This window comes from Streptomyces sp. NPDC031379 (assembly GCF_055569615.1).
Genome location: NZ_JBVIIT010000003.1, coordinates 347,205 through 368,967, shown reverse-complemented (window position 1 = coordinate 368,967; position 21,763 = coordinate 347,205). Strand labels below are relative to the sequence as shown.

The following is a 21,763-nucleotide window of genomic DNA, read 5'->3' as shown; positions in this document are numbered from 1 at the left end:
GGGTGATTTGGCTGACTCCGCTCTCCGGGGGGGGAGGGCGGGGCCCATAGCCCGGTCCTCCCCTCGGTCTTCAACAAGCGTCCCCCCTCAAGGAGGACCCACCCCCCCCCGCCCCCACGTTCGGAGACGGTCCCCCTCAGTCGCGGACCGCCACGCGTTCCGCTTCCGTCTCCGTCACGGTGGACCTGGCGACCACGACCGTCGGCTGGGTGCGACGGCCGCGCAGACCCGTGAGGCTGATGAGCAGACCGGCGACCGCGACGCCGGTGACCACGATGAAGCCCGGCCGGTAGCTGTCGAGGACGGCCTGCGGGGTGGCGTGCGCGGGAGCGCCCGCGGTGACCACGGCGGTGACCACCGCCAGGAAGATCGCCCCGCCCACCTGGATCGAGGTGTTGAGCAGCCCGGAGACCATGCCCTGCTCGTGGTCCTCGACCCCGTTGGTGGCCTGGATGTTGAGCGCGGGGAAGACCAGCGCGCAGGCCGCGCCGATCAGCAGCATGGACGGCAGGACGACGGCGGCGTACACCGGGTCGAGGTCGACGCGCAGGAACAGCGCGTACCCGAGGACCATCAGCGTGAAGCCGGTCGTGATGAGGCGGGGGGTGCCGAACCGGTCGACGATCGCGCCGACCTTCGTGGCGGACACCGCCACCAGCGCGCCCGCCGGCAGGAAGGCGAGCGCCGTGTGCAGCGCCGACCAGCCGAGCAGCGACTGCATGTACAGGGTGGTCAGGAACTGGAACCCGACGTACGAGCCGAAGAAGGCGATCGCGCCGAGCTGGGCCCGGACCTGGCTGCCCGCGCGCAGCACGCCCAGCCGGACCAGCGGGCTCGGTGAACGCCGCTCGACCAGGACGAAGGCGGTCAGCATCACGGCGACGGCCAGGAAGGACAGCAGGGTGCGGGCGGAGGCCCAGCCGGACTCGGGCGCCTGGACGACGGTGAAGACCAGCAGCAGCATCGACGAGGTGCCGAGAACGGCGCCGGGGATGTCGTAGCCGTCGTGGTCCTTCTCGCGGGCGCTGCGCGGCAGCAGCTTCAGGCCGGCGGCGAGGGCGATCAGGGCGATCGGCGCGGGCAGCAGCATGGTGAAGCGCCAGCTGGCCTCGGTGAGCAGACCGGACAGCACCAGGCCCATGGAGAAGCCGGTGGCGGCGCAGGTGGTGTAGATGGAGAGGGCGCGGTTGCGCAGCGGGCCCTCCGGGAACGTCGTGGTGATGATCGACAGGCCGGCCGGTGCCGTGAACGCCGCGCTCAGGCCCTTGATGAAGCGGCTGGCGATCAGCAGCGGTCCGGAGTCCACGAGCCCGCCGAGCAGGGAGGCCAGCGCGAAGACGCCGAGCGCCACCAGGAACACCTGGCGCCGGCCGAGCAGGTCGGCGGTGCGGCCGCCGAGGAGGAGCAGGCCGCCGTAACCAAGGATGTAGCCGCTGACGATCCACTGCAGCGTCGACGTGGACAGGCCGAGATCGGAGCCGATGGACGGCAGCGCGACGCCGACCATCGACACGTCCAGCGCGTCCAGGAACATCGCGGCGCACAGCACCAGCAGGGTGCCCCACAGCCGGGGAGTCCAGCGAACCGCCGATGACGGGGCCGCGGAGGTGGTGAGCGGAGAGGTCATACCGAGGACACTACATGCGCATGCATTCAATGCAAAAGCATTTAATTACGATGCAACAATCTCGTTTCTCTGCTACGGTGCGCTCATGGCGGCGAAGAAGGCCGAGCAGGCGCTCGTGGAGCAGTGGCGGGACATCCTGGGCCTGCACGCCCGCACCCAATGCGAGCTGGACCGGGCCCTGCACGGGCACGGCCTGTGCGCCAGCGACTTCGAGGTTCTCGACCTGCTGGCCGAGGGCACGGCGGCGGACGGTGGCTGCGCCTACCGCGTGCAGGAAATCTCCGATCGGGTCCATCTGAGCCAGAGTGCGCTGTCCCGGCTCATCGGCCGCCTCGAGAAGGACGGCCTCGTCGAGCGGGCCATGTGCGCCGAGGACCGGCGCGGGGTACGCGTGGTGCTCACGGCGAAGGGGCGCACGCTGCACGGCGAGGTGCGGCCGGTGCAGCGCGCGGTGCTGGCCCGGATGCTCGACGAGGTCGACTGACCGGCGTCAGATCCCGGACTCCTCCCGCCACAGGTCGGCGAGAGAGCGGTCCCCGGTCACGGCCGGCACCGGCGCCCGGTTCCACAGCGCCAGGTACAACTGGTCGGCGGGGCCGGACAGTTCGGCCTCGGCCTCGCCGGCCTCCTCCCGGACGGTCACCGGCGGCTCGCTCGTGAGCCGTACGGTCCACACCGCCTCCGCCCCCGCGTCCACCGCCCGCACCCGCAGTACCCGTGGCTCCGGGGTGCGGACCCGGCTCCTGGGTCGGGCGTGGAAGCCGCGCAGCAGCTCGTCGATGCCGTCCGCCGCGAACCCCCGCGCGATCGGGGCGGGCGTACCGCCGCGCGCCGCCTCCGCGTCGTAGCGGTGCACGGTCGTCTCGTGCGCCTGCCGCCGGGTCCAGAACGCGAGCGGTGAGGGGCTGTGCGCCGGCAGGAAGGTCCAGCACTCCACGTCGGCCGGCGCGCCGGCCAGGGTGTCGACCAGCAGCCGGTGGCTGTCGCGGTACCAGGCCACCAGCTCGGCACCGTCCAGGTCCGGCGGGTCGCCGAGGGGTCGGGGTGCGGTGTGCGTGTCGGCGACGAACGCGGCGGCCCACCGGTGCACCGCCCCGGTGTGCCGCAGCAGATCACGCACCTGCCACTCCGGACAGGTCGGCACCTTGGCGTCGGGCCCCGCCTCCGCGGCGGCCGCGGCCAGCAACCGGCCCTCCCGGTCCAGGGTCTGAAGGAACTCCGCAGTCTCCATAGGGGCGAGTGTGCCGGATGGAGCGCACTCCAAGAATGCCTGTTTCTTCCGGTACCGCGTGGTTGTGGCGACCGTCCATCGGCGCCGGCAACCGCCCATCGGCGGTGGCGACCGTCCATCGGCGGTGGCGGCGGAGGGCGGCTGCACCGGGACGTCCCCCGTGGGGACGTGGCCGCGGGACCGTAAGCGGTTCACGCACCGATTGCCGCGGCGCACCCCGCTCCGGCCCCGCGGGAAGACTCACCTCAACCGCCCAGCAAGCCCTGCGGGCCTCGCCGCGCGGGTATCCACGTCAGCCGCCCAGCACCCGCCGGGTCGACATCCCGATGACCGCGGCTACGGCAGCCAGTGCGGCGACGCTGGTGAGTGCGGTGGACAGGGAGAACCAGTCGGCCATGAAACCGATCGCGGGCGGCCCGAGAAGCATGCCGCCGTAGCCCAGCGTGGAGGCGGTCGCGACGCCGGACGGGCCGGCGAGGGCGCCGGCCCGCTCCACGGCGACCGGGAAGAGGTTGGCGAGCCCGAGTCCGGTGACGGCGAAGCCGATCAACGCCGCCCAGACGGACGGGGCGAGCGAGCCGAGCAGCATGCCGGCCGTCGCGACGGCGCCGCCGGCGATCACGGTCCGTGCCCGGCCGAGGCGCGCCAGCAGCGTCGACCCGGTCAGCCGGCCGATGGTCATGGCCAGCGCGAAAGACGCGTACCCGGCGGCCGCGGTGCCCGAGGACGCCGCCAGATCCTGCTGGAGGTGGAGCGCGCCCCAGTCCGCCATGGCGCCTTCGCCGTAGGCGGTGCACAGCGCGACCAGCCCGAAGACGACGACGAGCCCACGACCGCCGCCCCGCCGTGTCCCCCCGCGGGTCACGTTTCCGGTCTCCCTCTCCGCGTCCGTCCCCGCCTGCGACGACGGCATGCGGCCCGCCGGTGCGGGAGGCTCGTGCCGCAGCAGGATGCGGCCGGCGAACGCCGTGACGAGCAGTCCGATCAGCGTGAGAGCGAGCAGATGGCGGGTGGCGGAGAGGGCGCCGGCGACCAGCCCCCCGAGACCCGCGCCGATCATGCCGCCCAGACTGAAAGCGGCGTGGAAGCTGGGCATGATCGGTCTGCGCAGGGCGGCCACCAGGTCGACGGCGGCGCTGTTGAACGCGACGTTCACGCCGCCGTACGCGGCGCCGAAGATCAGCAGGACGGCGCCCAGCGCGAGCGCGGAGTGGGTGAGCGGGGGCAGTGCGACGCTGAGCGCGAGCACCACCATGCACACGACGGTCACCAGATGGCTGCCGTAGCGACGGCACAGCCGGCCCGTGAGCGTCATCGTGAGGACGGCACCGGCGGACACCCCGAGCAGGGCGAGTCCCAGGGCGCCGGCGGAGGCGTGCGTCTGGTGCTTGATGTCGGGGATGCGCACGACCCACCCGGCGAAGATGAACCCGTCCAGCGCGAAGAAAGCGGTGATCGCCGCGCGCAGCCCGGCAAGACCCTGGCCCGGCACGACGCTGTGCATCGGGGTTTTGTTTATTAGCGGCACAAAGTCACCCTAGGGTGAGTCGCGGAGGGGGGCAAGGGGGGTCCGTGCCGGAGGGCCTGAGCGCCTGCGTGCCGGTTTCCCGCAGGGCGGGGTCCGTCGCCGGCTGCTGCGCGGCGACCTGCGGTGCTCGCTGTTCGGGGCGGCTGCCTGGGAAGGTCTGCGGGCCGAGGGCGTACGACCACCTCAGGGACGGTTGCGGTCAGAGGTGCGGTCTCGGCGACCGGGGCCCGTGGGTTGCCTGTTCGGAGGGCGTACGTCTGCGTGGGCCGGGGTGGCTGTGGCGGATACAGGTCGGTTAATGCTTGCTCACGAGCTGGTTGCGGGCGGGTGAGCGCGCCATGATGGCCCCATGACGTTGGCCTCGCGCGCGCTCGCGCAATTGGCGACCTGGCCGGACCTGAGACAGGCCGTCCCGAGCTGCGGCCTTGGACAGGCGGTGACTTCGGCCCAGGGTGAGATCGTTCACTTCCACTCGGACCGCGATGTCGACCTGCGGCTGACCGACCGCGCCATCCGGCGGTTCGCCAAGGACCTCAAGGGCTCGGGGGCGATCCGGATCGTGCCCGGCTCGCAGTGGGTGACCCTGCGTCTGGACGCCACGAGCGACGTCGACCTGCTGCTGACCCTGGTGAGCGTGGCGCTCCAGGCCCAGCAGAGCTGGCCCGACCCCGCCGACCGGCCCCTGGTCGGCTGCAACGACCAGCGGGGCACGGGGTTCGTGAAGGCCGACCTCGGCGCGTTCTGAGCGCACCGGCAGGGCGTGGCGCGTCCTGAGGACGCCGGGCGTCACACCGTCAGAGCCTGTCGGGTGGCCGGTCGATTACGCCACGATGAGGTCTTCGGTGGTCCTGGTCCGCGCGGTGTTGCGTCCGGCCCCGATCCGGAGCCGGCGGCGTAGCTCATCGTGGATGCGGTCCCAGCTGCCGTCCGGCGCCACTTGGTGGACCAGCGGTGCGCCGCGTCCCAGGGCATCAGGTCGCGCGGGAGCATCCGCCACCGGCAGCCCGAGCGCGGTACGTAGAAGATCGAGTCGAGCGCCAATCGGTCTCCGTACTTACGCACCCCGCCGCCTTTCCGCAGGTGACGCACGGGAAGAGGCGGCCGGATGACCTCCCGCATGGAGGGATGGCATGGGCCGCTGACGGCCTCGGAGTTGTCGCACTGGCACACTCCGGCGACATCGGAGTCTGCCCGCACACTTCGTCTCCGCCGTCGGTCAGGAAGGGGTGGCACCATGGCGCACATGTTGAACTACAACCTCGCCGTCCCCGACGTAGATGACGCCGGTGTCCTGTCCGCGCTGGTGGCTGAGGGCGACGAACTCGACGTCCTGGTCAGGGCAGTGGACGACTGGTCCATACCGACACCGGCACCGGGCTGGACGGTCGCCCACCAGATAGCCCACCTCGCGTGGGCGGACGCGAACGCACTGAGCGCCTTACGCACTCCGGACGCGTTCGGCGCCGAACTCGGGCGGGCGGAAGCCGAAGGCAGCGGGTACGCAGACAAGGCCGCCGCCGCGGGAGCGGCCAAACCGCGGTCGGCACTCCTGGACGAGTGGCGGGCCGGTCGAGCGGAACTGGCGGCGGCACTGCGCGACACGCCATGGGACCACGCATTCCCCTGGTACATGTCGGAGGTGACCCCGGCCCTGATGGCGCCCCTTCGTCTGATGGAAACCTGGGCACACGGGCAGGACGTCTTCGATGCCGTGGGCGTGGCGCACCGCCCGACGGATCGACTGCAGCATGTGGCGTCGCTGGGGGTGTCGGGACGGGCGCTGTCCTTCGCCGCCGTCGGACTGCCTGAGCCGGCGGACCCCTTCCGCGTCGAGCTGACAGCACCTGACGGACGGACCTGGGCGTGGGGCCCCGAGGCTGCCGCGCAACGGGTACAGGGCGGCGCTATCGACTTCTGCCTGTGTGTCACCCGGCGTCGCCCCTGGTCCGAGACCAACATGACGGCGACCGGCGAGGACGCTCAGAAGTGGCTGGAGGTGGCGCGCGTCTTCCTCTGAAAGCGTGTCGGGGTGCCTGGTCAGCGAGACGCGTGACGGTTGCGATCTGCCCTCCAGGCATGGCGACGGCCCCGGAATGATCACGCGGTGTGTGACAGTACGACAACTCCGAACCGTCAGCGGCCCATGCTCGGCGTAGTCAATGGGCCACCCGACAGGCTCTCAGGGGCGCGGCGGGTGCGGAGGGCGTAGGCCGTGGGCCGTCACACCGTCAGGGCGTGGCGCGTTCGGACGGCGTCGGCTGTCACGCCGTCAGGACCCGGACCCCCGCGTCCTCGAAGCGCCGCACCGTCTCCTGTCCCACCGCCGAGTCCGTCACGAGCGTATTCACCAGCTCCGCCCCGCAGATCCGGGCGAACGCCCGCTGGCCCAGCTTGCTGGAGTCGGCGGCGACCACCACCCGCTCGGCGCGCTCGCACAGCAGCCGGTTGATCGCGGCCTCCGCCTCGTCGTGCGCCGCCGCGCCGTGCGTGACGTCGAAGGCGACCACCCCCAGCACCGCCACATCCAGCGTGATCTGGCCGAGCACCCCGTCCGCGAGCGGGCCGATGAGTTCGTACGACTGCGGGCGCGCCACCCCGCCCGTCACCACGATCTTGAACTGGGGCCGTACGGCCAGCTCGTTGGCGATGTTGAGCGCGTTGGTGACGACGGTCAGCGCCGGCGATCCGGTGGACAGGTCTCCGCGTACGGCGAGCGCGCGGGCCACCTCCGTCGTGGTCGTACCGCCGGTCAGTCCCACCGCCTCGCCCGGTGCGACGAGGTCGGCCACCGCCTTGGCGATGCGCTGCTTCTCGGAGGCGCGGCGGGCCGTCTTGTAGCGCAGCGGGAGTTCGTACGACACGCCGTGCACCACCGCTCCGCCCCGGGTGCGCACCAGCATCTGCTGTTCGGCGAGCTGGTCGAAGTCCCGGCGGATCGTGGCCGCCGACACCTGCAGTTCGGTGGCCGCCTCCTCGACCTCCAGCCGGCCGCGCTCGACGAGCAGTTCCAGCAGCGCCTTCCAGCGGGCGTCCCGGGACATCCGCGGCCTCCGTTCCCGATCGGTCTCCGGTGCAGCTCTGGTCCGGCTCCGGCCCGGCTCCGATCGCTCGCCGATCAGTGCCCGACCGTTCCCCGCCGATTCCCCGACCGTTTGCCGATCCTTCTCTGCGTCTCACGGTGACCCTAGCGCACCCGCCCTTGGGTCCAGATGCTTGATTGTGCTCGAAAGCTCGCTATATCTTGCAGGAACGATCAGCAAGGGAGAGTGTGGGCATGACCCATGTCGAGGACGAGCTGAACAGCCAGCCGGAGTGCTGGATCCGGGCGGCCGAGGAGGCGCGGCGCCACCGCGAGGCCCTTCCGGAGCCGGGGGAGCGGGTCGCCGTCGTCGGGTGCGGGACCTCGTACTTCATGGCACAGGCGGTGGCCGCCCTGCGCGAGGGCGCCGGGCAGGGCGAGACCGACGCGTTCGCCGCCTCCGAGTTCCCGCCCGGCCGGTCGTACGACCGGGTGCTCGCCCTCACCCGCTCCGGCACCACCACCGAAGTGCTGGGGCTGCTCGGCGCGCTGAAGGGGCGCACGCGCACCACGGCCGTCACCGCCGACCCCGAGACCCCCGTCATGACGGCCGCCGACGACCTCGTCGTCCTGGACTTCGCCGACGAGCGCTCTGTCGTCCAGACCCGGTTCGCGACCACCGCCCTCACCCTTCTGCGCGCCCACCTCGGCCTGCACGCCGACACCGTCGTCGCCGACGCGCGCACCGCCCTCTCCTCTTCTCTGCCCCACGGGCTCGTCGACTGCACCCAGTTCACCTTTCTGGGGCGCGGCTGGACCGTCGGACTCGCGAACGAGGCCGGGCTGAAGATGCGCGAGGCATCCCTGTCCTGGACCGAGGCCTACCCGGCGATGGAGTACCGGCACGGCCCGATCAGCGTCACCACCGAGGGCACGGCCACCTGGATGCTCGGCGAGGCGCCCGACGGACTCGCCGAACAGGTCCGCGCCACCGACGCGCTGTGGATCGAGGGCAGTCTCGACCCGCTCGCCGAACTCGTCCGCGTCCAGCGGCTCGCCGTCGCCGTCGCCGCCGCCCGCGGCCTCGACCCCGACCAGCCGCGCCACCTCACCCGCTCGGTGATCCTCACCCCCTGAGCACGCCGCCCCGCGTCCCGGAAGGACACCTCACGTGCCTCTCGCGTCAACCGGCGAGCTGGTCACCCGCGCCGCCGAAGCCGGCTCGGCCGTGGCCGCGTTCAACGTCATCACCCTGGAACACATCGAAGCCGTCATCGCCGGCGCCGAGTCGGCGGGCGCGCCCGCCGTCCTCCAGGTCAGCGAGAACGCGGTCAAGTTCCGCTACGGACGGCTGCTGCCGCTGGCCCGCGCGGCCGTCGCCGCCGCCGAACGGGCCGCCGTGCCCATCGCGTTGCACCTGGACCACGTACAGAGCGACGACCTGCTGCGCCAGGCGGCCGGTGCGGGCTTCAGCTCGGTGATGTACGACGCCTCCCGCCTCCCCTACGCCGACAACCTCGCCGCGACCCGGGCCGCCGCCGACTGGGCGCACGCCCAGGGGCTCTGGCTCGAGGCCGAGCTGGGGCAGGTCGGCGGAAAGGACGGACGGCCCGCACTGGACGCGCACGCGCCGGGCGCCCGCACCGACCCCGACCAGGCCAGGGACTTCGTCACCGGGAGCGGGGCCGACGCCCTGGCCGTCGCCGTCGGCAGCGTGCACGCCATGACCACCCGCACCGCCACCCTCGACCACGGCCTGCTCAAGCGGCTGTCCGCCGCGCTGGCCGTCCCGCTCGTCCTGCACGGCTCCTCCGGGGTGCCGGACGACGGGCTGGTCGCGGCGGTCGTCGGCGGCATTGCCAAGGTCAACGTCGGCACCGCCCTCAACGTCGCCATGACCAAGGCGATCCGCGAGTTCCTCGCCGCGCACCCGGAGGCCGTCGACTCCCGGAAGTACCTCAGCGTGGGCCGGGAGGCGATGGCCCGTGAGGTGGCCCGGATCATCCGCGTCCTCTCCCGCACCCCCGGCTGATCATGCGCCGGACGACCCTCCACCTCGGGGAGCCGCCGGACGTGGTCGCCGCCGGCGTCGGTGTGCACGGCGTCGCGAGCCGCACGGACGTCTTCCGGCTCCCGGAGCTGTGGCAGCTGCACCTGTACGGCTACCACGCCGAGCTGGTCGTCGACGGCACCCCACACGTCCTGCGGCCGGGCCGGGTGAGTCTCGTGCCGCCCGGCACGACCGTCCGCTACCACTACCGGGGCCGCTCCGAGCACCTGTACGCGCACCTGCGCATCCCGGCCGCCGGGCCGCCCCGCACGATCCCCGTCGTGCAGGACACGGGACCCGAATTCCCCATCGTCACCGCTCTGCTGCGGCAGGCGGTGGCCGCCGTGCCCGGCTCACCCGAACGGACCCGCGCCGAGGTCTGGACCGCGCTGTGGCACATCGCCCACCTGACCCCCGCCGCCGGCGCACGGCCGGGACCGCACCCCGCGTTCAGCGCGGCCGTCGCCCACGTCGAGGCGCACCTGGCCGAGCCGCTCACCGTGCCGGAGATCGCCCGGGCGGCGGGCGTCTCGCACAACCACCTGATCCGCCTCTTCCGCGCCGCGACCGGAGAGACGGTGGTCGCCTATGTCCGCCGCCGCAGACTCGACCGCGCCCACCACCTGCTGCGCGCCACCACCCTGTCCATTCCGGCGATCGCGGCCGCCGTCGGCATCCCCGATCTGCAGACCTTCAACAAGGCCTGCCGCCGTGAACTCGGCGCCTCTCCGCGGGCCGTGCGCGCTAACTCTTCCTGACGGCCCTCAGCACCACGAACTTCGGGTCGCCCGCGACCAGTTCACAGTTCCCGAACAGCCGCTTGAGCTTGACGTGGTAGCCGAGGTGCCGATTGCCGATCACCCACAGCTCACCGCCGGGCCGCAGCGCGCGCTTCGCCCCGGTGAACATCCGCCAGGCGGTCGCGTCGGTCGTCGCCTGGTGGGAGTGGAACGGCGGATTGTTCAGGACGAGGTCCACACTGCCGGGCGCCACCCCGGCCAGCCCGTCCCCGACCCGGAACTCGGCGTGCCCGGGCACCCCGTTCGCCTTGTACGTCGCCTCCGCCGAGGCCACCGCCTGGAACGACTCGTCCACGAACAGCACCTCGGCCGCCGGGTCCGCCAGCGCCACCGCCGTACCGACCACACCGTTGCCGCACCCGAGGTCGACCACACGGCCCGCGCCCGGACCCGGCAGATGCTGGAGGAAGAAGCGGGTGCCGATGTCGAGCCGGTCGGCGCAGAAGACACCCGCGTGATTGACGACCGTCTGCCCCGACACCGCGCCGACGCCGTCCGGGACGGCGTAGCTGTACGGCCATGGACTGGCGGGCCGCTCCAGCGCCGGGTCCGGGGCGCAGAAGATCAGCCGTGCCTTCTGCTGGGCCAGCGAGGTCCGGGTCGGGCCGAGGATCCGCTCGAACAGCCGGAGCGTGGAGGTGTGGATCTCCTTCACCATCCCGGTGCCCACGACGACCGTGCCGGCATGCACGGCGGGCGCCAGCCGCAACAGCTGGTCCTCCAGCAGGGCCAGGCTCTTGGGCACCCGCACGAGCAGTACGTCCACCCGCTCCGGCGGCGGATCCTGCGTGGTGAGGAGCCGTACCGCACCGGGCTCGACGCCGGCCCGCGCCAGGTTGGCCCGGGTCGCCTCCTGACTCAGGAAGGAGTCGGTGATCTGCGTCGGCCCGTGCGGTGCCAGCGCCGTGACCAGTGCTCCCCAGCGGTCCCCGATCACCACGACCGCGCCCGTGAGCGGCACCCGCTGCTCGGCCAGGTGGCGCAGCAGATACGCGTCGGAGGCGTCCCAGGCACGCAGCCGGTCGCGCGGATCCTCGGGGAAGCGGGTCAGCTCGACCTCGCCCCACGGTGTCGTCATACGGTCGCTCATCGTGCGTCCAGGCTAGCGGAGCCGCAGATCAGAGGCGGTGGGGCGGGCATACGGCAGGATGGAGCGCGTGGACGTGGAGCTGTTTCCCAGGGAGCGCGCGCAGGTCGCGCCGGGCGCCGTGCACGTCCCGGACTGGCTGGAGCCCGCACGGCAGCGCGAGCTGCTCGCCGCCTGCCGGCAGTGGGCGCGGCCCCCGGCCGGCCTGCGTACGGTCCGCACCCCGGGCGGCGGCACGATGACCGCGCGCCAGGTCTGTCTGGGCCGGCACTGGTACCCGTACGCCTACGCCCGCACGGCCGTCGACGGCGACGGAGCGCCCGTGAAGCCGTTTCCGGCCTGGCTCGACGAGCTGGCCCGCCGCGCGGTGACCGACGCGCTCGGCCCGCGGGCCGTCCCGGCAGGGCCCTACGACGTCGCGCTGATCAACTTCTATGACGGCGACGCCCGCATGGGCATGCACCGCGACGGAGACGAGCGTGCGGACGCGCCCGTGGTCTCGCTGAGCCTCGGCGACCGTTGCGTCTTCCGCTTCGGCAACACCGAGACGCGCGCGAAGCCGTACACCGACGTGGAGCTGCGCAGCGGGGACCTGTTCGTCTTCGGCGGCCCCTCCCGGCTCGCGTACCACGGGGTGCCACGCGTCCACCCGGGCACGGCCCCGCCCTGGCTGGACCTCACCGGCCGGCTGAACATCACCCTGCGGGTGAGCGGCCTGTAGTCGGCGGTGTCGGCCACCGCGGGTGCGGATCATGGGAGACTCGCCCTCATGAACGGCAAGGCGGATCCCCGGACGGCGGGGGAGAGGACCACCTCGAGGGCGCGGCTGGACCGGGGACGCGGTGCGCTGGGCCCCGCGCTGGAGCTGGTGCACACCGGGCGGGCGCCGACCCGGGCCGTGCTCACCGCCGAACTCGGCGTCACCCGTGCCACCGCCGGCGCGGTGGCCGCCGAGCTGGAGGCGCTGGGCCTGATCCGGGTGGACGCCCGGCCGGGTGCGGCGGCAGGTTCCCAGGGCCGCCCCTCGCACCGGCTGGAGATCGCCGAGGACGGGCCGGTCGCCCTGGCGGCGCAGGTCCACGCCGACGGCTTCCGGGCCGCGCTGGTCGGCCTCGGCGGGCGGATCGTCGCGACGGCGCCGGGCTGCGAGACCGTCGACGCCGACCCGGCGAAGGTGCTGGGGTCGGTCGTCGAGGCGGGCGCCGAACTCCTGCGCACGACCGGCCGCCGCTGCGTCGGCGCCGGACTCGCCGTACCGTCCGCCGTCGCCGAACCCGACGGCCTGGCCCTGAACCCCCTGCACCTGGCCTGGCGCGTCGGCGCCCCCGTCCGGCGGATCTTCGCGGAGTGCGTGCGCTCCGCCGGCATCACCGGCCCCGCGTTCGCGGCCAACGACGTCAACCTCGCCGCGCTCGCCGAACACCGGCACGGCGCCGGCCGGGGCGCCCGGGACCTGCTGTGCGTGGCCACCGGACACCGGGGCGTCGGCGGCGCGCTGGTCCTGGACGGCCGTCTGCACACCGGCAGTTCGGGTCTGGCCCTGGAGGTCGGCCACCTCACCGTGAATCCGGAGGGCCGCCCCTGCCACTGCGGCGGCCGGGGCTGCCTGGACGTCGAGGCGGACCCGCTGGCCCTGCTCGTCGAGGCGGGCCGCGAGCCGGGCCCGGAGGTGTCCCTGCTCCAGCAGGCCAACGACCTGCTGCGCACCCAGTACGCCGACCCGGCCGTCCGTACGGCCGCCGAGGCCCTGATCGACCGCCTCGGACTCGGGCTCGCCGGGCTGGTCAACATCCTCAACCCCGACCGCATCATCCTCGGCGGCCTGCACCGCACCCTCCTGGACGCCGACCCCGGCCGCCTGCGGGCGGTCGTCGCCGACCGCAGCCTGTGGGGGCAGAGCGGCGGTGTACCGATTCTGCCGTGCACCCTGGACCACAACAGCCTCGTCGGTGCGGCGGAGTTGGCATGGCAGCCGGTACTGGACGACCCGCTGGGGGCACTGCGATGACGCCGTCCGGGGAGGCCCCGGCGGCTGCGGTCCCCGACCCGTCCGGGGTGCAACTCCTGCCCGCCACGCGTATCCGGCTCGTGGAGACACCCGCACCGGAACTGTCGCCGCGGCACCGCTCGGCGATGAACCGCCTGTGGGACGAGGCGGTACGGGCCAACCCGGCGCTGTTCGACGGCCCGGTGGCCGCCCTGACCGGGCTGGAGCGGGACGGGCCGGACGGTCTGGTCCTGTCCTGGGCGCGGGCCACCTACCGCTACCGGGGGCTGCGCCGGGTGCCCGGCGCGCCCGCCCTGTCCTCGCTGTTCGTCTCCGTCCTTCAGCCCACCGACGACGGGGGCCTCCTGATCGGCCGGATGTCACCCGCCACCGTTTCCCCCGGCCGTTGGCAACTGCCCGGCGGGTCGGTGGAACCGCCCTGCGACGAGAGCGAGTTGGACCTGGCCGGCCTGCGCGGGCACGCGGCCCGCGAGCTTGCCGAGGAGACCGGCTCCGACACGCCGGCAACCGCCCTCACCCTCTGGCTGACCATCCGCGGCGCGCGAGGCGCCGTCGGTGTCCTCTTCAGCGCTCCGCCACTGCCCGCGCAGGAACTGCGAGACCGGTACGCGGCGCTGGCCGGCGCGGAGAGGGCACGGGGCGTCGATCCGGAGTTCGACGGCATCGAGGTGATCCGTTCATCCGACGGACTGGCGGCTCTCGCGGGACCGCACGTCGACTATCTGCTGCCGGTCGTACGCCGTTACGCCGGCGGCTGAGCCGCCGCGGTCCCCGCACCGCCACCAGCGGCACCCTGTACGGGATCGAGAGGTCCGGGCCCGGAAGGTCGCGCGCGGACGTCAGGACCGTGCGGACAGGGCGCCCTGCCCGGACTCCTCGTCCGCCGACACGACGGTCACGCGGCGCGGCCGGGCGACCAGTTCGCCGCCGCAGTTGGGGCAGGTCCGGCCCATGGACTCGGCACACGGCTCGCAGAACGTGCACTCGTACGAGCAGATGCGGGCCGGTCCGTCCGCCGGCAGGGCGGTGGTCGTACAGCGCTCGCAGCGGTCGCGCATCTCCAGGGGCATGCGGTCTCGACTCCTCGGGTCGGGGCCGGCGGTGTTCGCCTCGGGCCGGTGGTCCGGTGGTTCTTCCTTCACCATCCTCCGTACGGGCCCGGCGCCGAAACCGTCCGGAGGGACAGAGATCCGCACGATCGGGCCACAGCGCCCGCGCTCCGACTCACCCGCCGGTGTTCACCTCCAGTCGGCGGCGAACGCCCGCCCGGGGTGCTCCGTGAGGATGCGGTCCACCAGCTCCGCACCCACCGCCTCGGCCAGCCGCGGCCGCACGCGGCGCAGCAGGTACGGCATCCCGGGGCCGCCGTCGACCGAGCGTGCCCCGGCGACCACCGTGTCACCGCCGAGCAGCAGCCGGTCCCCGAAACCGGCCTCGACCAGGGCCCGTACCGCGTCCGGCATCCGCCAGTCGGTGGCGTGATGGGCACGTGACGGGCCGTCGAACGCCAGCCAGCAGCCCGACTCGGCCGCCTGCCGCTGCAGCACCGGATCGGGAAGGCGGTTCAGGTGCCCCAGGATCACCCGGTCACCGGACACCCCCAACTCGCCGCACAGCAGATCGAGCACGTCGAGCGCGCCTGTGCCCAGCTCCAGGTGGACGGCGATCGCGGCGCCGGTGGCGTGGTGCGCCTCGGCCGCCGCCGTCATGGTCCAGCGGGCGTGTGCGTCGAGGCCGTGGAAGCCGCCCGCCACCTTGATCAGACCGGCGCGCACCCCCGAGCCGCCGATGCCCTCGGTCAGTTCGGAGACGAACACCTCGGCCAGCCGGGCCCGCAGTCCGTCGAGCAACTCCCGCTCGTAGTGTGCGGCTTGGTGGAGCCCTGTGGCGCAGACCAGCCGCACCCCGGTGGACCGGGACAGCTCCGGCAGGTCCGCCGCCCGCCGTCCCATGCCGTACGGCGTCCACTGGACGACGGCCGCCCCGCCCGCCGCGCGGAACGCGGTCAGTTCCGCACGTGCTGCGAAGACGTCGGCCAGCTCCTGTCCCGGCACCTGCGGGCTGCGCAGGAAGAGATGATCGTGCGCGTCGCACACACCCAGTCCGCCGGGGGCGAGGTCGCCGAGGACCGTACGGACGCGGCTCACCACTGCCGGCCGCGGGGGAGCCGGTCGAGGCCCGGCGCGGACAGGTGCAGCACCTGGTAGACGTCCCCGTCGGCCTTGGGGTTCTCCTGCTCCCAGAGGGAGAAGTGCACCAGCTCCCAGCGGTGCGGGTCCACGGCGGCCGCCGCGAGCACGGCACCGTCCTCGCCGGCCAGCCGCTCCGTGTCCCCGGCCGCCTCCTCCATCAGCGCGGACAGCTCGACCCCGTCCGGTACCGGCACCCGCCGCCGTACCGCGAACGCGGCGCGCGATCCCGCGCCCTCGGCGCAGGCGAGCCCGGTCCACTGACGTACGGCGGGCCGTCCGAAGTCGTCGACCGGGCCCTGGAAGGGGCCGCCCCACAGGAAGCGGTTCATGCCCTCCACGGTGTTCCACAGGTAGAACGGCGCGTACTGGTGGACCGGGGAGCCGTGGTGCCCGCGTTCGCGCAGCAGGTAGGCCTTGAGGCCGAGGCCGTCCCAGTCGTCGAGCAGGTGCCCGAGGCGGGCGACCCGCGCGCGGATGATGCCGGTGTCGTAGTCGGCGGGGAGGGTGAACTCGTACTGCATGGCGTGCATGGCGGTCCTTTCGCGGTGACTCGCTCGCTCAGGCGGGGTACTGGGTCGTCGACACGTGGACGTCCCACTCGGTGGTGGTGCCGTCCTCGGCGGCCTCCACGACCGCGAGGTGGGTCATGAAGGTGCGCGGGCCGGCCCCGTGCCAGTGCCATTCGCCCGGCTCGATCCACACGGTGTCGCCCGCGCGGATCTCCTCGGGGTCACCGCCCTTGCGCTGCACCAGCCCCTCGCCCTCGAGGACGTGCAGCACCTGCCCGTGTGGGTGCCGGTGCCAGGCCGTGTGGGCACCCGGCGCGAAGTGGACGTTGAACATGCGCAGCCGGGACGGGGCCGCGGGGGCGGCTATCTCGTCCAGCCAGACCGTGCCGGTGAAGTTCTCCGCCGGGCCCTGCCAGGTGTCGGGACGCCGTCTGGTGATGTGCACGTGACTCAGTTCTCCTGTCCGGGAGTTCGGGGTGCGAGCAGGGAGAGCAGGCCGCGGACGCCGGCGTCGAAGGCGGCGGGGGAACCGGACGCGCGGGCGAGGACGTAGCCGCCCTGCACGGTGGCGAGGACGGCCGCGCCGATCTCCCCGCCGTCCAGCTCCGGCGCGAACTGTCCCTGCCGCTTGCCCTCTTCGACGATCTCGGCGATCAGCTCCCGGATCCGCGCGATGGTCTCGTCCACGGGCGCCCGTAGCTCGTCGCTCGCGATCACGTCCGGGTCCATGGTCAGGCGGCCGACCGGGCAGCCGCGCAGTACGTCACGCTCGCGCAGCAGATACGCCTCGATCCGCTCGTACGGCGTGCCCGGTCCGCGCAGGAGGCCCTCGGCGGTGGCCCGCAGCTCCTCGGCGGTCCGCCGGATCGCCGTCAGGGCGAGGTCTGGCTTGCCCTTGAAGTGGTGGTACATGCTGCCCTGGCCGGCGCCCGCGCGCTCCAGGATCGCCTTGGGGCTGGTGCCCACGTACCCGCGCTCCCACAGCAGCTCACGGGTGGACTCGATCAGTCGTTCCGAGGTGCTCATGCGCCCACTGTACATACTAGTAGTTACAGAAAGCCAGTCCGCCGTTCCGCCCCTGGGGAAGCAGGCCCGCGTGCCCCGCGTACTCCCTCGGAGGTAGGCACACTGCAGCCGGCCGCACGACGACCCGGACCCCCTTCCGGAGGGAGCCTCGGGACATCACCCCGACCCCGAACCACGAGGGAGATGACCCGAGATGCAGACCCTGGCCAACGGGGACGGCGGCCCCGGTCCCTGGATCCTGTTCTTCCCGCTGATCTGGGCGGCCGTCGTGATCGGCGCCGTCACCCTCCTGCGCCGCACCGCCTGGCGCGGCCGCGGCGACCCCTGGCGGCCCATGGACGGCCGCCGCCCGGCGGGCGACTCCCCGCTCGCGGTCCTCGGCCGCCGCTTCGCCTCCGGCGAGATCGACGAGGACGAGTACTGGCGCCGCCTGTCCGTGCTGGAGGAGCAGTTCGGCCGCCTCGGCAAGGGCGGTGCGGCATGACCGCGACGACCGCAGTGCGGGCAGCGGCCCGCGTCGTGGACGCCGTGAAGGTGTACGGCGGTGGCGACACCGCCGTACGTGCCCTGGACGGTGTCGACGTGGCCTTCCCGGCCGGACGCTTCACGGCGATCACGGGCCCCTCGGGACGCGCTGCTCGCCCTGGCGGCCTTCGTGGTCCTGGGCCCGGTCGCCGCCACCACGGCCGTACGGCTGCTCGGCGGCCCCTGGACCGGCTCCGCGGAGTCACCGGTGGCCTCGCCCGCCGCAACGCCCTGCGCAGCCCCGGGCGGACGGCCGCCACCGCGAGCGCGCTGATGATCGGCGTGGCCGTCGTGTCCCTGTTCACCGTCTTCGGTGCCTCGCTCAAGGCCACGATGGACCAGACGGTGTCGCGGTCCTTCGCGGGTGACGTGGCCGTCAGCACCCCGTCCTTCGGCGCCGGCGGCAGCGGACTGAGCCCCCGGCTCGCCCCGGCCCTGCAGCGGCTGCCGGAGGTCGACACCGCCGTCGGACTCGGCCGTGGAGTCGCCGAAGTCGACGGCAGGGGAAGGGCGTTGACCGTCACCGACCCCGTCGCTCTGGCCCGCGCCTTCGACCTCGGCACGGTCACCGGCTCACTGCGCGCCCTCGGCGGCGACGGCATCGCGCTCACCCGGACGGAGGCCGACCGGCGGCACCTGCGCCCCGGCGACACCGCCCGGCTCACCTTTTCGCCGACGGCAAGAGCCAGAGCTTCACCGTCCGGGCCCTCTACGGCCGGTCCGAACTCGCCGGGGACTACGTCGTCACCCGGTCCGCCTGGGCCCCGCACCGCACCCAGGACTCCGACAGCCTGATCGCCGTCACCTTCAAGGACGGCGTGAGCGCGGACGCGGGCAAGGCGGCCGTGCGGAAGGCCGCCGCGCGGTACGGCAATCCGCAGGTGCAGACCCGCGACGAGTACGCGCGGTCCTCGGCGGGCGGCATCGACATGATGCTCACGCTCGTCTACGCGCTGCTCGCCCTCGCGGTCGTCATCGCCCTGCTCGGCATAGCCAACACACTGACCCTCGCCCTGCACGAGCGCACCCGGGAGCTGGGGCTGCTCCGGGCCGTCGGCCAGACCCGCGCCCAGCTGCGGTCCATGGTCCGCTGGGAGTCGGTCCTGGTCGCCGCCTTCGGCACCATGGGCGGACTCGGCCTCGGAGCCTTCCTCGGCTGGGTGCTGGTGAAGGCCTCCGACGGCACGAGCGACACGGCGTTCGCCTTCGCGCTCCCGTCCGCACGGCTCGCGGTGGTCGCACTGGTCGGCGTCATGGCCGGTGCCCTCGCCGGTCTGCGCCCGGCCCGGCGCGCGGCCCGCCTGGACGTCCTGCGGGCGATCGCGACGGAGTGACGACCATCGGGCAGCGAGCACGCTCCGCACCCCCGCGAGGGGGGCGGGGCGTCCGGCCGTCATTCCAGGACACGGGCCACGGCGGACACGGCGGCCCCGCCCGCCGATCCGGCGCGGGCCGGGGGCCCGGTGCGGGCCGGGGATGCGGCACCGACCGGGGAGACGGCGGCGACCGGAGCGGCTGCGCCCACCGGGGTTCCCGCGCCGACCAGAGATCCGGCGCCGACCGGAGCGCCCACCCCCACGGTGGCCGGGGCCGGGGCCGGGTATGTCTCGGTCGGGTGGGGCGCCACCGGCTGCCGTTCCTTCGTACGGCGCGGCGCGCGGGCCGCGTGGGTACGTGCCGCCGTCGAGGCGGGCAGCGTGAACCACACGACCTTGCCGTTCTCGCCGTCCGGCCGCGCACCCCAGCTCTCGCTCACCGCGGCGACCATCGCCAGTCCCCGCCCGCAGGTGGCCAACGGGCCGTTGTCCGGCGCGTCCGCGCCCTCGGCCAGTACCGGAAGGCGCGGATCGTGATCGCGTACCGAGACCGTGAGCCGGTCCGGCAGCAACTCCAGCTCGACGGTGCACGACTTGTCGGGCCTGGCGTGCCGGTGGACGTTGCTCAGCAGCTCCGTCACACCGAGCGCGGCCCGGTCTATCAGCGGGTCCAGATGCCAGTAGCGCAACTGCGCAGATACGATTCTGCGGACCTGGCCGATCCGCGACGGCAGGGCTTGGAGCTCCACCGTGCAGTGCCTGCTTGGGTGACTGATCACGGCTGCGACTCCCCGATGTAGAGGTCCGGAGGAACCGGAGGAACACGGAGAACAACGGATCCAGCAGGGTGGCTTGCGTCCAAACGTCCGCCTGCTGTCGTGGCCGGCGGCTGGTTCGCAGCGTTATCGCCGGTAAACCCAGAGTGACGTGAGACCAGCGTGACGCAGCGGATGCGCTCACGCAACTCGCCGCGACGGGCCGTTGCGCAGAGTTCAGCGACCGTACGCTGTTCAGCCGTCGCGTCCCGCCGCCCGGCGCACCGCCTCGATGAACCGTCGTGCCGCGGGCGGCCCCGGCTCGCCCGGCGCGGGGTCGTGCTCGCCCAGTGTCAGCAGGTACCGCTTGCCATTGAGGTCGGCCAGCGCCCGGTCGTCCGCCGCGAACCACGGCTTGGACGCCCGTACCGCCTGTACCGGCGCGCTGTCGATCTCGCTGCCGTAGCTGGTGAGCAACTCGAGCCTGCCGTCGCTTATCCGGACCTGTCCGGCGCGGGTGAGTGAACGCAGCCGCTTGCCGATCCGCACGCCTGTGGCCGTGAACTCCGGCTCCGCCATCCTTCGCCGCCCCCTTGCGCGTGTTCCCGTGGTCCCGTGGTCCCGTGTGCGCCCCCGTTCGGGACGATCGTCCCGACGCGTGCAGTCTGCCCCGATGCGGCGTGGAGCACCAGTACGCACGGGGCGCCCGCGACGGGCGAGCCGGAGCACTCCCGCCAATGCGCCCCCCGGATGCCTCGCACGCCCGTTCCCCAGGGCGTCTTTGAGCCACTCAAAGAAGCGTTTATGCAGGTGGGAAGAGGTCTGAAAGATGCCTATGCTCGAGGTGTCGGGCGCGCGCAGCGCCGTCGGCGCCCAGCGTAAGGAGCACCGCCGTGAGCACCGTCCCCCAGACCCGTACCGGCGCCACCCTCGACGTCGACCGCAGCGACGCCGCCTACCGTGACTGGCTGAAAGAGGCCGTCCGCAAGGTCCAGGCCGATGCCAACCGCTCGGCGGACACGCACCTGCTGCGCTTCCCGCTGCCCGAGCGGTGGGGCATCGACCTTTACCTGAAGGACGAGTCGACGCACCCCACCGGCAGCCTGAAGCACCGGCTCGCCCGTTCCCTGTTCCTCTACGGCCTCTGCAATGGCTGGATCCGCCCGGACCGCCCCGTGATCGAGGCGTCCAGCGGCTCGACCGCCGTCTCCGAGGCCTACTTCGCGAAGCTGATCGGCGTGCCCTTCATCGCGGTCGTGCCGCGCACGACGAGCGCCGAGAAGTGCCGCCTCATCGAGTTCCACGGCGGCCGATGTCACTTCGTGGACGACTCCCGGAAGATGTACGAGGAGTCCGCCCGTCTCGCGGTGGAGACCGGCGGCCACTACATGGACCAGTTCACCTACGCCGAGCGGGCCACCGACTGGCGCGGCAACAACAACATCGCCGAGTCGATCTTCCGTCAGCTGGAGCTGGAACGGTTCCCGGAGCCGACGTGGATCGTCGCCACGGCCGGCACCGGCGGCACGTCTGCGACGCTCGCGCGCTACGTCCACTACATGCAGTACGACACCCGGATCTGCGTGGCCGACCCGGAGAACTCCTGCTTCTTCGAGGGCTGGACCAGCGGCGATCCGGACGTCACCTGCGACTGCGGCTCCCGGATCGAGGGCATCGGCCGCCCGCGCATGGAGCCGAGCTTCGTGCCCGGCGCGATCGACCGGATGATGAAGGTCCCGGACGCGGCCAGCGTGGCCGGCGTTCGCGCTCTGGAGCGGGCTATCGGCCGCAAGGCGGGCGGCTCGACCGGCACCGGGCTGTGGAGCGCACTGAAGATCGTCTCCGAGATGGTGGCGGAGGGGCGCCGGGGCAGCGTGGTCACCCTGCTGTGCGACCCTGGCGACCGGTACCTCGACAAGTACTACTCGGACGCGTGGCTCGCTGAGCAGGGCCTCGACATCGGGCCCTACACGGCGGCGATCGAAAGCCTGCTGACGACGGGCGTCTGGGCCGACTGAGGCCCGAGGCCGGGCTGAAGTCCGAGGGCTGAAGTCCGAGGCCCGACTGAAGTCCGGAGGCGTGGCTGAAGT

Annotated in this window: 23 protein-coding genes and 2 pseudogenes; 12 read left to right on the top strand and 13 right to left on the bottom strand. The window is 73.0% G+C overall.

Going from position 1 to position 21,763, the window contains the following annotated elements; genetic code table 11:
* Positions 1–136 precede the first annotated feature (136 nt).
* Positions 137–1,627: an MFS transporter gene (locus ACZ5CW_RS06545; protein WP_468598941.1), complete on the bottom strand. Its 1,491-nt coding sequence runs from the start codon at positions 1,625–1,627 to the stop codon at positions 137–139.
* Positions 1,628–1,712: 85 nt separating this feature from the next.
* Between ACZ5CW_RS06545 and ACZ5CW_RS06540 the strand changes: the two genes are divergently transcribed.
* On the top strand, positions 1,713–2,111 hold the full coding sequence (locus ACZ5CW_RS06540) for a MarR family winged helix-turn-helix transcriptional regulator (RefSeq protein ID WP_468598939.1): 399 nt from the start codon (positions 1,713–1,715) through the stop codon (positions 2,109–2,111).
* 6 nt (positions 2,112–2,117) lie between these two features.
* On the opposite strand, the gene ACZ5CW_RS06535 is transcribed toward ACZ5CW_RS06540, so the two are convergent.
* The gene (locus ACZ5CW_RS06535) at positions 2,118–2,858 is read right to left on the bottom strand and encodes a maleylpyruvate isomerase family mycothiol-dependent enzyme (protein WP_468598937.1); all 741 of its coding nucleotides are present in this window, start codon (positions 2,856–2,858) and stop codon (positions 2,118–2,120) included.
* A gap of 292 nt (positions 2,859–3,150) precedes the next feature.
* Entirely contained in the window at positions 3,151–4,362 is a 1,212-nt protein-coding gene (locus ACZ5CW_RS06530) for an MFS transporter (RefSeq protein WP_468598935.1), read from the bottom strand.
* A gap of 373 nt (positions 4,363–4,735) precedes the next feature.
* Here ACZ5CW_RS06530 and ACZ5CW_RS06525 point away from each other — a divergent pair, with 373 nt between their 5' ends.
* Entirely contained in the window at positions 4,736–5,131 is a 396-nt protein-coding gene (locus ACZ5CW_RS06525) for a luciferase domain-containing protein (protein ID WP_468598934.1), read from the top strand.
* 41 nt (positions 5,132–5,172) lie between these two features.
* Here ACZ5CW_RS06525 and ACZ5CW_RS06520 read toward each other — a convergent pair whose 3' ends face one another.
* Positions 5,173–5,505 carry a transposase gene (locus tag ACZ5CW_RS06520; RefSeq protein WP_468598932.1) on the bottom strand — a complete coding sequence of 111 codons (333 nt, stop codon included), beginning with the start codon at positions 5,503–5,505 and terminating at the stop codon, positions 5,173–5,175.
* A 115-nt stretch (positions 5,506–5,620) separates the two neighbouring features.
* Between ACZ5CW_RS06520 and ACZ5CW_RS06515 the strand changes: the two genes are divergently transcribed.
* Entirely contained in the window at positions 5,621–6,403 is a 783-nt protein-coding gene (locus ACZ5CW_RS06515; RefSeq protein WP_468598930.1) for a TIGR03084 family metal-binding protein, read from the top strand.
* A 244-nt stretch (positions 6,404–6,647) separates the two neighbouring features.
* Here the strand turns inward: ACZ5CW_RS06515 and ACZ5CW_RS06510 are convergent, their stop codons facing one another.
* Positions 6,648–7,427 (bottom strand): DeoR/GlpR family DNA-binding transcription regulator, encoded by a 780-nt coding sequence (locus ACZ5CW_RS06510; protein WP_468598929.1) that lies wholly within the window; start codon positions 7,425–7,427, stop codon positions 6,648–6,650.
* Between the two features lie 233 nt (positions 7,428–7,660).
* On the opposite strand from ACZ5CW_RS06510, the gene ACZ5CW_RS06505 reads away from it, so the two are divergent.
* Genes ACZ5CW_RS06505 through ACZ5CW_RS06495 form a run of 3 tightly spaced genes read left to right on the top strand, consistent with a single transcriptional unit; the run spans position 7,661 to position 10,213 of the window.
* A complete protein-coding gene (locus tag ACZ5CW_RS06505) occupies positions 7,661–8,542 on the top strand; it encodes an SIS domain-containing protein (RefSeq protein ID WP_468598928.1) in 882 nt (293 codons plus the stop codon).
* A 34-nt stretch (positions 8,543–8,576) separates the two neighbouring features.
* Positions 8,577–9,437, top strand: a complete 861-nt coding sequence (locus ACZ5CW_RS06500) for a class II fructose-bisphosphate aldolase (RefSeq protein ID WP_468598927.1) — start codon at positions 8,577–8,579, stop codon at positions 9,435–9,437.
* 2 nt (positions 9,438–9,439) lie between these two features.
* Positions 9,440–10,213 (top strand): helix-turn-helix domain-containing protein, encoded by a 774-nt coding sequence (locus tag ACZ5CW_RS06495; RefSeq protein WP_468598925.1) that lies wholly within the window; start codon positions 9,440–9,442, stop codon positions 10,211–10,213.
* On the opposite strand, the gene ACZ5CW_RS06490 is transcribed toward ACZ5CW_RS06495, so the two are convergent.
* The gene (locus ACZ5CW_RS06490; RefSeq protein ID WP_468599060.1) at positions 10,200–11,333 is read right to left on the bottom strand and encodes a methyltransferase; all 1,134 of its coding nucleotides are present in this window, start codon (positions 11,331–11,333) and stop codon (positions 10,200–10,202) included. The two genes, ACZ5CW_RS06495 and ACZ5CW_RS06490, sit on opposite strands and share 14 nt — an antisense overlap.
* 79 nt (positions 11,334–11,412) lie before the next feature.
* On the opposite strand from ACZ5CW_RS06490, the gene ACZ5CW_RS06485 reads away from it, so the two are divergent.
* The 3 genes from ACZ5CW_RS06485 to ACZ5CW_RS06475 are packed head-to-tail and all read left to right on the top strand — an operon-like array spanning position 11,413 to position 14,108.
* The gene (locus ACZ5CW_RS06485; RefSeq protein WP_468598924.1) at positions 11,413–12,063 is read left to right on the top strand and encodes an alpha-ketoglutarate-dependent dioxygenase AlkB family protein; all 651 of its coding nucleotides are present in this window, start codon (positions 11,413–11,415) and stop codon (positions 12,061–12,063) included.
* A 48-nt stretch (positions 12,064–12,111) separates the two neighbouring features.
* Positions 12,112–13,350, top strand: a complete 1,239-nt coding sequence (locus ACZ5CW_RS06480; protein WP_468598923.1) for an ROK family protein — start codon at positions 12,112–12,114, stop codon at positions 13,348–13,350.
* The gene (locus ACZ5CW_RS06475) at positions 13,347–14,108 is read left to right on the top strand and encodes an NUDIX hydrolase (RefSeq protein WP_468598922.1); all 762 of its coding nucleotides are present in this window, start codon (positions 13,347–13,349) and stop codon (positions 14,106–14,108) included. Before ACZ5CW_RS06480 ends, ACZ5CW_RS06475 begins: the two co-directional genes overlap by 4 nt.
* A gap of 81 nt (positions 14,109–14,189) precedes the next feature.
* Here the strand turns inward: ACZ5CW_RS06475 and ACZ5CW_RS06470 are convergent, their stop codons facing one another.
* The 5 genes from ACZ5CW_RS06470 to ACZ5CW_RS06450 form a co-directional block, all read right to left on the bottom strand.
* On the bottom strand, positions 14,190–14,420 hold the full coding sequence (locus ACZ5CW_RS06470) for a DUF1272 domain-containing protein (RefSeq protein ID WP_468598921.1): 231 nt from the start codon (positions 14,418–14,420) through the stop codon (positions 14,190–14,192).
* Between the two features lie 168 nt (positions 14,421–14,588).
* A complete protein-coding gene (locus ACZ5CW_RS06465) occupies positions 14,589–15,497 on the bottom strand; it encodes a phosphotriesterase family protein (protein ID WP_468598919.1) in 909 nt (302 codons plus the stop codon).
* Positions 15,494–16,072 carry a DUF4865 family protein gene (locus tag ACZ5CW_RS06460; RefSeq protein WP_468598918.1) on the bottom strand — a complete coding sequence of 193 codons (579 nt, stop codon included), beginning with the start codon at positions 16,070–16,072 and terminating at the stop codon, positions 15,494–15,496. Before ACZ5CW_RS06460 ends, ACZ5CW_RS06465 begins: the two co-directional genes overlap by 4 nt.
* Before the next feature lie 28 nt (positions 16,073–16,100).
* Positions 16,101–16,496 (bottom strand): (R)-mandelonitrile lyase, encoded by a 396-nt coding sequence (locus tag ACZ5CW_RS06455; protein ID WP_468598916.1) that lies wholly within the window; start codon positions 16,494–16,496, stop codon positions 16,101–16,103.
* 5 nt (positions 16,497–16,501) lie between these two features.
* Positions 16,502–17,092 carry a TetR/AcrR family transcriptional regulator gene (locus ACZ5CW_RS06450; RefSeq protein ID WP_468598915.1) on the bottom strand — a complete coding sequence of 197 codons (591 nt, stop codon included), beginning with the start codon at positions 17,090–17,092 and terminating at the stop codon, positions 16,502–16,504.
* Positions 17,093–17,270: 178 nt separating this feature from the next.
* Between ACZ5CW_RS06450 and ACZ5CW_RS06445 the strand changes: the two genes are divergently transcribed.
* Together ACZ5CW_RS06445 and ACZ5CW_RS06440 are read left to right on the top strand one after the other, a co-directional pair.
* Positions 17,271–17,561 carry an SHOCT domain-containing protein gene (locus ACZ5CW_RS06445; RefSeq protein ID WP_468598914.1) on the top strand — a complete coding sequence of 97 codons (291 nt, stop codon included), beginning with the start codon at positions 17,271–17,273 and terminating at the stop codon, positions 17,559–17,561.
* Positions 17,562–17,708: 147 nt separating this feature from the next.
* A pseudogene (locus tag ACZ5CW_RS06440) lies at positions 17,709–18,936 on the top strand (ABC transporter permease); the annotation flags it as partial.
* A 335-nt stretch (positions 18,937–19,271) separates the two neighbouring features.
* On the opposite strand, the pseudogene ACZ5CW_RS06435 reads toward ACZ5CW_RS06440, so the two are convergent.
* Both ACZ5CW_RS06435 and ACZ5CW_RS06430 read right to left on the bottom strand, forming a co-directional pair.
* Positions 19,272–19,697, bottom strand: a pseudogene (locus tag ACZ5CW_RS06435) (ATP-binding protein); the annotation flags it as partial.
* A 231-nt stretch (positions 19,698–19,928) separates the two neighbouring features.
* Entirely contained in the window at positions 19,929–20,252 is a 324-nt protein-coding gene (locus ACZ5CW_RS06430) for a hypothetical protein (RefSeq protein ID WP_468598913.1), read from the bottom strand.
* Between the two features lie 314 nt (positions 20,253–20,566).
* Here ACZ5CW_RS06430 and ACZ5CW_RS06425 point away from each other — a divergent pair, with 314 nt between their 5' ends.
* Entirely contained in the window at positions 20,567–21,691 is a 1,125-nt protein-coding gene (locus tag ACZ5CW_RS06425; RefSeq protein ID WP_468598912.1) for a PLP-dependent cysteine synthase family protein, read from the top strand.
* Positions 21,692–21,763 lie beyond the last annotated feature (72 nt).

What these genes read in the sequence shown, in the direction of transcription:
- ACZ5CW_RS06470 (WP_468598921.1), bottom strand. Translation starts at nt 14,420, where the DNA reads ATGCCCCTGGAGATGCGCGACCGCTGCGAGCGCTGTACGACCACCGCC.
- ACZ5CW_RS06450 (WP_468598915.1), bottom strand. Translation starts at nt 17,092, where the DNA reads ATGTACAGTGGGCGCATGAGCACCTCGGAACGACTGATCGAGTCCACC.
- ACZ5CW_RS06490 (WP_468599060.1), bottom strand. Translation starts at nt 11,333, where the DNA reads ATGACGACACCGTGGGGCGAGGTCGAGCTGACCCGCTTCCCCGAGGAT.
- ACZ5CW_RS06460 (WP_468598918.1), bottom strand. Translation starts at nt 16,072, where the DNA reads ATGCACGCCATGCAGTACGAGTTCACCCTCCCCGCCGACTACGACACC.
- ACZ5CW_RS06475 (WP_468598922.1), top strand. Translation starts at nt 13,347, where the DNA reads ATGACGCCGTCCGGGGAGGCCCCGGCGGCTGCGGTCCCCGACCCGTCC.
- ACZ5CW_RS06510 (WP_468598929.1), bottom strand. Translation starts at nt 7,427, where the DNA reads ATGTCCCGGGACGCCCGCTGGAAGGCGCTGCTGGAACTGCTCGTCGAG.
- ACZ5CW_RS06530 (WP_468598935.1), bottom strand. Translation starts at nt 4,362, where the DNA reads ATGCACAGCGTCGTGCCGGGCCAGGGTCTTGCCGGGCTGCGCGCGGCG.
- ACZ5CW_RS06545 (WP_468598941.1), bottom strand. Translation starts at nt 1,627, where the DNA reads ATGACCTCTCCGCTCACCACCTCCGCGGCCCCGTCATCGGCGGTTCGC.
- ACZ5CW_RS06515 (WP_468598930.1), top strand. Translation starts at nt 5,621, where the DNA reads ATGGCGCACATGTTGAACTACAACCTCGCCGTCCCCGACGTAGATGAC.
- ACZ5CW_RS06480 (WP_468598923.1), top strand. Translation starts at nt 12,112, where the DNA reads ATGAACGGCAAGGCGGATCCCCGGACGGCGGGGGAGAGGACCACCTCG.
- ACZ5CW_RS06525 (WP_468598934.1), top strand. Translation starts at nt 4,736, where the DNA reads ATGACGTTGGCCTCGCGCGCGCTCGCGCAATTGGCGACCTGGCCGGAC.
- ACZ5CW_RS06445 (WP_468598914.1), top strand. Translation starts at nt 17,271, where the DNA reads ATGCAGACCCTGGCCAACGGGGACGGCGGCCCCGGTCCCTGGATCCTG.
- ACZ5CW_RS06495 (WP_468598925.1), top strand. Translation starts at nt 9,440, where the DNA reads ATGCGCCGGACGACCCTCCACCTCGGGGAGCCGCCGGACGTGGTCGCC.
- ACZ5CW_RS06505 (WP_468598928.1), top strand. Translation starts at nt 7,661, where the DNA reads ATGACCCATGTCGAGGACGAGCTGAACAGCCAGCCGGAGTGCTGGATC.
- ACZ5CW_RS06430 (WP_468598913.1), bottom strand. Translation starts at nt 20,252, where the DNA reads ATGGCGGAGCCGGAGTTCACGGCCACAGGCGTGCGGATCGGCAAGCGG.
- ACZ5CW_RS06520 (WP_468598932.1), bottom strand. Translation starts at nt 5,505, where the DNA reads ATGCGGGAGGTCATCCGGCCGCCTCTTCCCGTGCGTCACCTGCGGAAA.
- ACZ5CW_RS06540 (WP_468598939.1), top strand. Translation starts at nt 1,713, where the DNA reads ATGGCGGCGAAGAAGGCCGAGCAGGCGCTCGTGGAGCAGTGGCGGGAC.
- ACZ5CW_RS06535 (WP_468598937.1), bottom strand. Translation starts at nt 2,858, where the DNA reads ATGGAGACTGCGGAGTTCCTTCAGACCCTGGACCGGGAGGGCCGGTTG.